This is a genomic window from Pseudomonas sp. FP2294 (assembly GCF_030687625.1).
Lineage (GTDB): Bacteria > Pseudomonadota > Gammaproteobacteria > Pseudomonadales > Pseudomonadaceae > Aquipseudomonas > Aquipseudomonas shahriarae.
Genome location: NZ_CP117441.1, coordinates 2,070,622 through 2,077,577, shown reverse-complemented (window position 1 = coordinate 2,077,577; position 6,956 = coordinate 2,070,622). Strand labels below are relative to the sequence as shown.

Below are 6,956 nucleotides of genomic sequence, written 5' to 3'. Positions count from 1 at the left end.
GAGCAATAGGCAGGAAGCACAAAGGCACGTCGTCCCTATAAAACGAATCCAGGCGGGAAAAATTAGCGCAGGCGATTGCAGTCATCGGGCGTTACATCAAACCCGGGAGAAGTCCGCGAAGCGGCCCTATCATTGACGGAGCACTGTATTTGCAACTACATTTAGTTACACGCAGGGAACGCCGTGTCCAAAAATGAAAAGCTGCTCGCCAAACTGCTTAACCTGCAGATGGCATTTACCTGGCCCGAGCTCGTGACATTGTTAGGCTGGCTGGGTTACCGACAAATCGAAGGGGCTGGGAGCCGCGTCAAGTTCGACATAGGCGACCCGAGTGCAATGATCACCTTGCACAAGCCCCACCCTGGCAATGAACTGAAGTACTACATTCGGCGCCAGATCATTGAACAGTTGGAATCAGGAGGCTTGATTCAGTGAGCAACCAGTTGAAACACAAAGGTTACATCGGCTCCATAGAAGCCAGCGTCGAGGACAATTGCCTGTTCGGCAAGCTGCTGTTTATCCGCGCCCTGGTCAGTTACGAAGGGCAGACCGTGGCCCAGTTGGAGGCCGCCTTTCGCGAGGCCGTGGAGGATTATCTGGCTACTTGCCAGACCCTGGGCCAGGCACCGGAAAAGCCCTGCAAAGGCTCCTTCAATGTACGGGTCGGCCATGATCTGCACCTGGCTGCGGCCCTGGCGGCGACGCAGAAAAAGGTCACGCTCAACGACCTGACACGCCAGGCGCTGAACGAGTTCCTGCGCCATCACCGTACAGACAGCCACCCCGCCCTGGGGTGACTCATCCCAGGCGGCGGTAGCCCAATAAAGCGGACACCAGCACCACTGCCCCGGCCATCAGCGCCACCCAGAACCCGCTGGCGGCGCCAAAGTGGTCGATCATCCAGCCGGAACTCGCGGCACCGATGGCCACGCCGATACTCAAGCCGGTGATCAGCCAGGTCATGCCTTCGGTCAGGCGGCTGGGTGGCACGACCTGCTCCACCAGCGCCATGGACACAATCAAGGTCGGGGCAAAAAACAGCCCGGACACAAACACCGCCAATGCCAGCCCGAGGATATCCCCCACCCACAGCAGTGGCAGGGTTGTCAGGGCAGTGGCCAGGCCACAGAGCAGGAACTGCCGGGGCAAGGGCATGTTCAGCTTCAGCGCACCGAAGGCCAGCCCCGCGAGGCACGAGCCGATGGCATACACCGACAGCACGATACTCGCGGCAGCCGGCTGGCCCTGGTGCTGGGCGAACGCCACGCTGACCACGTCTACCACCCCGACAATGGTGCCCATGGCCATCAGTAGGATTATCAACACCAGCACCGACGGCTGGGTGATCAACCAACTGCCCTGGTGCTCAAGTTGCGCGTGAATGGCAGGCTCGGTCTGTTTTTGCAGGACAAAGGCGGTCACGCCAACCGCCAACAGGATCGCCCCCACCAGCGGCCCCGCCTCGGGAAACAGCAGCACACACAATCCCACCGACAGCGGCGGGCCGAGGATAAAGCACACCTCGTCGAGCACCGATTCCAGGGCAAAGGCTGTTTGCAAACGTGGCTGGCCACGGTAGATCTCGGTCCAGCGCGCCCGCACCATGGCCGACATGTTGGGCATGCAACCGGCCAGGGCGGCAAAGATAAACAGGGTCCAGTCCGGCGCCTGCAAACGGGTACACAGCAACAGCAGCAACAACGCCCCACCGCCGATCATGGCTGCCACCGGCAAGACGCGGCCCTGGCCATAACGGTCTACCAGTCGCGAAACCTGCGGTGCGCAAAAGGCCGTGGCCAGGGCAAACGTTGCCGCCACCGCGCCCGCCAACCCATAACCGCCACGCAGTTGGGACAACATGGTGATCAGCCCGATACCGGTCATGGATATCGGCATGCGAGCGAGCATGCCGGCCGATACAAAAGCCCTGGAACCTGGCGCCTGGAACAGCTCGGCGTAGGGGTTTGCCATGGTGCGTGACCTCTTGCTGGGAACCCTGGAGCTTGCCATTCAATGCAATCCGGGGAAAAGATATACGGTGCGTATGTGACAAATCATGAGTAACATACGCGGCGTATGTCAACCACTCACCCACAACTAGCGAGCGTTTTCCATGAGCCGAGCCCGCGCCGAGATGATTGAAGAAACCCGCGCCCGCCTGTTGGCCAGCGCCCGCCATGCCTTTGCCACCCAAGGCTTTGCCAATACCTCGATGGATGATTTCACCGCCCGCGCCGGCCTTACCCGTGGGGCGTTGTACCATCACTTTGGCGACAAGAAAGGACTGCTGGCCGCGGTGGTCGCGCAACTCGACAGCGAAATGGATGACCGTCTGCAACAAATCAGCACTCAGGCCGACAACCCCTGGGACGGTTTTTGCGAGCGCTGTCGCGCCTACCTGCACATGGCCCAGGACCCCGAGATCCAGCGGATCGTGCTGCAAGATGCACCGGCGGTGCTGGGTGCAGACCTGGGGGCCCAGCAGCACTGCATCGAATCATTGCGTCGGCTGCTGGATGAATTGATGCAGGCCGGGCTTATCGAGCATGCCCCCAGCCTGGCACTGGCCCGGTTGATCAATGGCAGCCTGGTGGATACGGCGCAATGGATTGCCCATGCCGAACGCCCGGACGAATGCCTGGAGCAAGCGCTGCAAGGCCTGGAGTTGCTGCTGCGGGGGCTGAAACCCCATCGCTGAGTTGCTCGCCACAACACGAACCCGCGACAGCCATCAAGTGCGACGAAGCAGCAATGCCGCCACCGCACACAAGGTCAGCGCCACACACGCCAGGTAGAACGCGTCGCTGTAAGCCATCAAAAACGCCTGGTGCCGCACGCTCTGGTCGAGCAACCCCAGCACTTGCTGCTGCTCCGGCCATTGCTCCTGCAACAAGCCGCCGCCCGGCAAATGTTGCTGCAAAGCCGGTTCGAAAATGCTCAGCGATTCACCGATGCGCGCCGAATGCACCTGCTCGCGCACCACCACCAGTTGCGCCAGCAGGGCCGTGCCCACCGCGCCGCCCAGGTTGCGCAACATCGAGAACACTGCCGAGGCCGAGCCGGACTGTGCCTTGGCCAGCCCATGCACCGCCAGCACCGACAGCGCCACCATGATCAGCGGCTGGCCAATGCCGCGCACCACGATCGAGGGGATGATCACGTTGCTGGCGCTGTCTGCCGACAAGTGCGCGCCCATCCAGCAGCCCAGGGCCATGATCGCAAAACCGGAGGCCACGAGAATTTTTGCGCTCAACCACTTCATCAGTCGTGGCAGGAACGGCGCCAGCACCAGTTGCACCAGGCCATAGGCAATCAGGCTGACGCCAATTTCGCTGGCGTTGTAGCCCTGCATCTGTGACAGGTAATTGGGCACCAGGAATACCAGGCCGTACGTGCTGGCACCGAAGATAAACATCGCCACACTGGCCACGCCAAAGTTGTAGTGCGCCAACAGCCGCAGGTTGATAAAGCTTTTGCGGCCCCACAATTGTCGGCCGACAAAGCCCACCAGGCCCACCGCCGCCGCCAGGCTCATCCAGCCGATAAACGCCGAACCGAACCAATCCTTGCGCCCGCCCTCCTCCAGCACGATCTGCAACGCGCCCAGGCCCAGGACCATGCAGGCGATGCCCACCCAGTCGCCCTGGCGCAACAGCCCAAGGTTCATCGGCTGGCGGTCAATGGACCAGGCCACTGCCGCCAACAGCGCGATACCGGGAAACAGTTGCAGGTAGAAGATCCAGCGCCACGAATACACATCGGTCAGCCAGCCACCAATGGACGGCCCTGCGGCCTGGGCCACACTGTTGGCCAGGCTGAACAGGGCCATGCCCAGGGGGATCTTGCTGGCGGGCAGTTCGGTGATGATCAACTGAAACGATAACGGAATCAGCACCGCCCCCGCCGCCCCCTGAATGACCCGGATGATGATCATCACCGGCAGGTTCGGCGCCATCGAACAGGCCACCGAGGCCACCAGGAAAACCCCGGAGCCCCACAGCATCACCCGCCGCAACGAGAACACCTGCACCAGCCACGCGGTGAGCGGGATCATGATGATTTCCGCCACCAGATAGGCCGTGGAAATCCACGAGCCCTCCTCGAACGTGGCCCCCAGCGCACCTTCGATTTCCGGCAGGGCGGCGCTGGTGACATGCACATTCATGCCGGCCATGAAGCAGCCGAACAAACCACCGATCACCGCGACCCAGGCGCGAAACGAAACGTTCGAGGTGCGCCCATCAGCCTCCATGGGAACCGTCCTGCTGGCTGGCCGGGCGGGTGTCCACCGTGGCGATCACGGACATCCCCGGCAAGATCACGGGCGCATTCGTCTCGTCGGCCACCAGGCGGATCTTCACCGCAAAGCGCTGCACGATCTTGGTGAAATTGCCGGTGGCGTTGTCCGGGGGCAACAAGGCGAACACCGCGCCGGAACCGGGGGCGATGCTTTCGATCTGGCCGCGCCAGTGCTGGCCGGAAAAACTGTCCACCGCGATATCGACCGCCTGCCCCGGCGCCATGTGCTGCAACTGGGTTTCCTTGTAATTGGCGATCACATAGGCCTGTGCCACCGGCACCACCGCCAACAAAGGCAGACCCGGCATCACATACTGCTGGCGGCGGACCTTGCGCTGGCCCACTACGCCGTCGAACGGCGCGCGGATCGCTGTGTCATTCAAGGCATTCTGGGCCAGGGCCAGATTGGCCTGGGCCTCGCCCACCCGGGCCTGGGATTCGGCGATCCGCGCCTTCGCCTGCTGGCGGCGCGCCTGCAGCACCTGGCACTGGGCCTGCTGCCGGGCCACTTGGGCACGGGCTTCGGTCACCGCTGCCAATGCCTTGGCCCGCCCGGCGCTGGCGGTTTCCAGGCGCTCGCGGGTGGCGATCTGTTGATCCACCAGATCGCGGTAGCGCTGGAAGTCCAGGCGCGCACGATGGGCCTCGGCCTCGCTGCTATGCAGGGCAGCCTGGGCCTGGGCGATACGTTGCTGCTGCTCGTCGAGCCGTGCGTCGAGGGTGGTCAGGCTGGACTGGCGGGCATTCGCCGCCGCCCGGGCTTGCTGCAACCGCGCCTGGGTGCTGCGCAGCTGCTCGACAAAATCACGCTCATCCAGGCGCACCAGCACATCCCCGGCCTTGACCGGCTGGTTGTCCTCCACCAGCACCTGGGCCACGTAGCCGGCAATCCGCGGGCTGACGGCGACCCAATCGGCGCGCACGTAGGCGTCGTCGGTCTCTTCCAGAAATCGCCCCAACTGCCACCAATACGCGGCAAACAGCCCCGCCCCCAACAGCGTCACCAGTGATGCGCCCGTCAGCAGGGCGCGGCGATGGCGCTGCATCAAGCTGGGAGTGGATGGCAGGATCGCGGGTTCAACAGCCTGGTTCATGGCTTGGCTCCAAGGGCAGCAAGGGGTAAGGGTTGAGGTTGATCATTGCGTTGCCAGCCACCACCGAGCGCCTGGAACAGGTCGATCTGGCGGTTGATCAAGCGCAGGTCGGCCTGGGCCACGCGGGCCTGGAGGTTGACCAGGTTGCGCTCGCTGTCCAGCAGTTGCAGGGCATCAAGGGCTCCGGCCCGATAGCTGCGGGTGGCCAGCTCATGGGCCTGCTGGCTGTTGTCCAGCGCGGCCTGCAGGGCTTGGCGGCGCTGTTGTTCGCCCTGGTACAGCGCCAGGGCTTGTTCGACTTGTTTCAAGGCACGCAGTACCGTGCCGTCGAAACGCGCCTGGGCCTCGCGCGCCTGGGCCCGGCGCTGGCTCACTTGGGCCTGGGCAACGCCGCGCTGGGGAAAGCGCCAGGACAGCAACGGCCCCACGGAGTACACCAGCGCTTCACTGGTCCCCAGCTTGCCCAGGCTGCTCGCGGAGGACTCCAGCGCGGCACCGAAGGTCACCCGTGGATACAACTCGGCGCGAGCGACACCAATGGCCAGCGTGGCCGCTTGCAGCTGGCGCTCGGCACGGCGGATATCGGCCCGCCGCTGCACCAGCGCCCAGCCATCGCCCACGGGCAGCGGCGCCTGCAATTGTGGGCGCCGGGCACAGGTTTGCCGGGCCACCTCCAGGGGCGGCACGCCACTGAGCACCGCCAGCTCATACAGCGCCGCCTGATAGCGCGCAGTCAACATCGGCAGCGGCGCACGGGTTTCTTCCAGCAGGCCATTGAGGCGCGCCAGGTCCAGCGCCGTCGCCGCGCCGGCCTTCTGCAGTCTGCGAGTGACGTCGACACTGCGCTCCAACACCTGCACCGAATGAAGCTGCACCTGGCGGCTGAACGCATAGACACAGGCCTGGCCATAGGCCCGGGTGGTCTGCGCGGCCACGGTCACCCGCCATTCGTCTTCCAGCGCCCGCGCCGCATCTGCATCGGCACGGGCGGCGGCCAGGCGATAACGCACCTCGCCCCAGAGGTCGAGGGTGTAGCTCAGGGAAAATCCAGGGGCGTGGCTCCACTGGGTCTCGACCTGCTCATCGCGGGCCTGGGCCAGGGTCTGGTCGTCTCGGCTGCGGCCGTAACCGACGCCGTAGGTCAGAAGAGTCGAGGGTTGGCGTTCACCATCTACCTGCTCCAGGTGCGCCAATAGCGCGTCGACATGGGCGGCGGCGGCGGCAAGGTCCTGGTTATGGTTCAGGGCCTGCGCTACAAGCCGGTCCAATTGCGGGTCACGGTAAAGCTGCCACCAGCGCTCGGGCAGCGGTTGGGCCGCTGACCCGCTGGACAATTGCGGCGCCGCCCGGGCCGTCAACTGCGCTGCGGGCTCGTCGGGCAGGCCACGGCATCCGGCTAGCGCACCCAGCAGAAGCAGGGTCAGGACTGCCGGGGGGCGACTGCTGGTGGAGGGATGAACGACAAGGCTGGGCATCACAAAGCTCGCTGAGGAATGAGCTTTGCAGATTAGGCATGCGCCCTGGCGGATTCGCCCGCGCCAGGGCCATGTATCGTCGCCAAAC

The 6,956-nt window shown here is 64.2% G+C and carries 7 protein-coding genes; 3 read left to right on the top strand and 4 right to left on the bottom strand.

What is annotated here, in order from left to right; genetic code table 11:
* The first annotated feature begins 183 nt into the window (after nt 1-183).
* Nucleotides 184-435, top strand: coding sequence for a type II toxin-antitoxin system HicA family toxin (locus PSH73_RS09365; protein WP_057439099.1), 252 nt, complete (start codon nt 184-186; stop codon nt 433-435).
* Nucleotides 432-797 (top strand): type II toxin-antitoxin system HicB family antitoxin, encoded by a 366-nt coding sequence (locus PSH73_RS09360; protein WP_128593664.1) that lies wholly within the window; start codon nt 432-434, stop codon nt 795-797. Before PSH73_RS09365 ends, PSH73_RS09360 begins: the two co-directional genes overlap by 4 nt.
* A gap of 1 nt (nt 798) precedes the next feature.
* Here the strand turns inward: PSH73_RS09360 and PSH73_RS09355 are convergent, their stop codons facing one another.
* Nucleotides 799-1,971 carry an MFS transporter gene (locus tag PSH73_RS09355; RefSeq protein ID WP_115127923.1) on the bottom strand — a complete coding sequence of 391 codons (1,173 nt, stop codon included), beginning with the start codon at nt 1,969-1,971 and terminating at the stop codon, nt 799-801.
* Nucleotides 1,972-2,113: 142 nt separating this feature from the next.
* On the opposite strand from PSH73_RS09355, the gene PSH73_RS09350 reads away from it, so the two are divergent.
* On the top strand, nt 2,114-2,698 hold the full coding sequence (locus PSH73_RS09350) for a TetR/AcrR family transcriptional regulator (RefSeq protein WP_305462310.1): 585 nt from the start codon (nt 2,114-2,116) through the stop codon (nt 2,696-2,698).
* 33 nt (nt 2,699-2,731) lie between these two features.
* On the opposite strand, the gene PSH73_RS09345 is transcribed toward PSH73_RS09350, so the two are convergent.
* Genes PSH73_RS09345 through PSH73_RS09335 form a run of 3 tightly spaced genes read right to left on the bottom strand, consistent with a single transcriptional unit; the run spans nt 2,732 to nt 6,868 of the window.
* On the bottom strand, nt 2,732-4,252 hold the full coding sequence (locus PSH73_RS09345; protein WP_305462308.1) for an MDR family MFS transporter: 1,521 nt from the start codon (nt 4,250-4,252) through the stop codon (nt 2,732-2,734).
* A complete protein-coding gene (locus PSH73_RS09340) occupies nt 4,242-5,393 on the bottom strand; it encodes an HlyD family secretion protein (protein WP_057439103.1) in 1,152 nt (383 codons plus the stop codon). The genes PSH73_RS09345 and PSH73_RS09340 overlap by 11 nt, the downstream gene beginning before the upstream one ends.
* Nucleotides 5,390-6,868, bottom strand: coding sequence for an efflux transporter outer membrane subunit (locus PSH73_RS09335; protein ID WP_305462306.1), 1,479 nt, complete (start codon nt 6,866-6,868; stop codon nt 5,390-5,392). The genes PSH73_RS09340 and PSH73_RS09335 overlap by 4 nt, the downstream gene beginning before the upstream one ends.
* Nucleotides 6,869-6,956 lie beyond the last annotated feature (88 nt).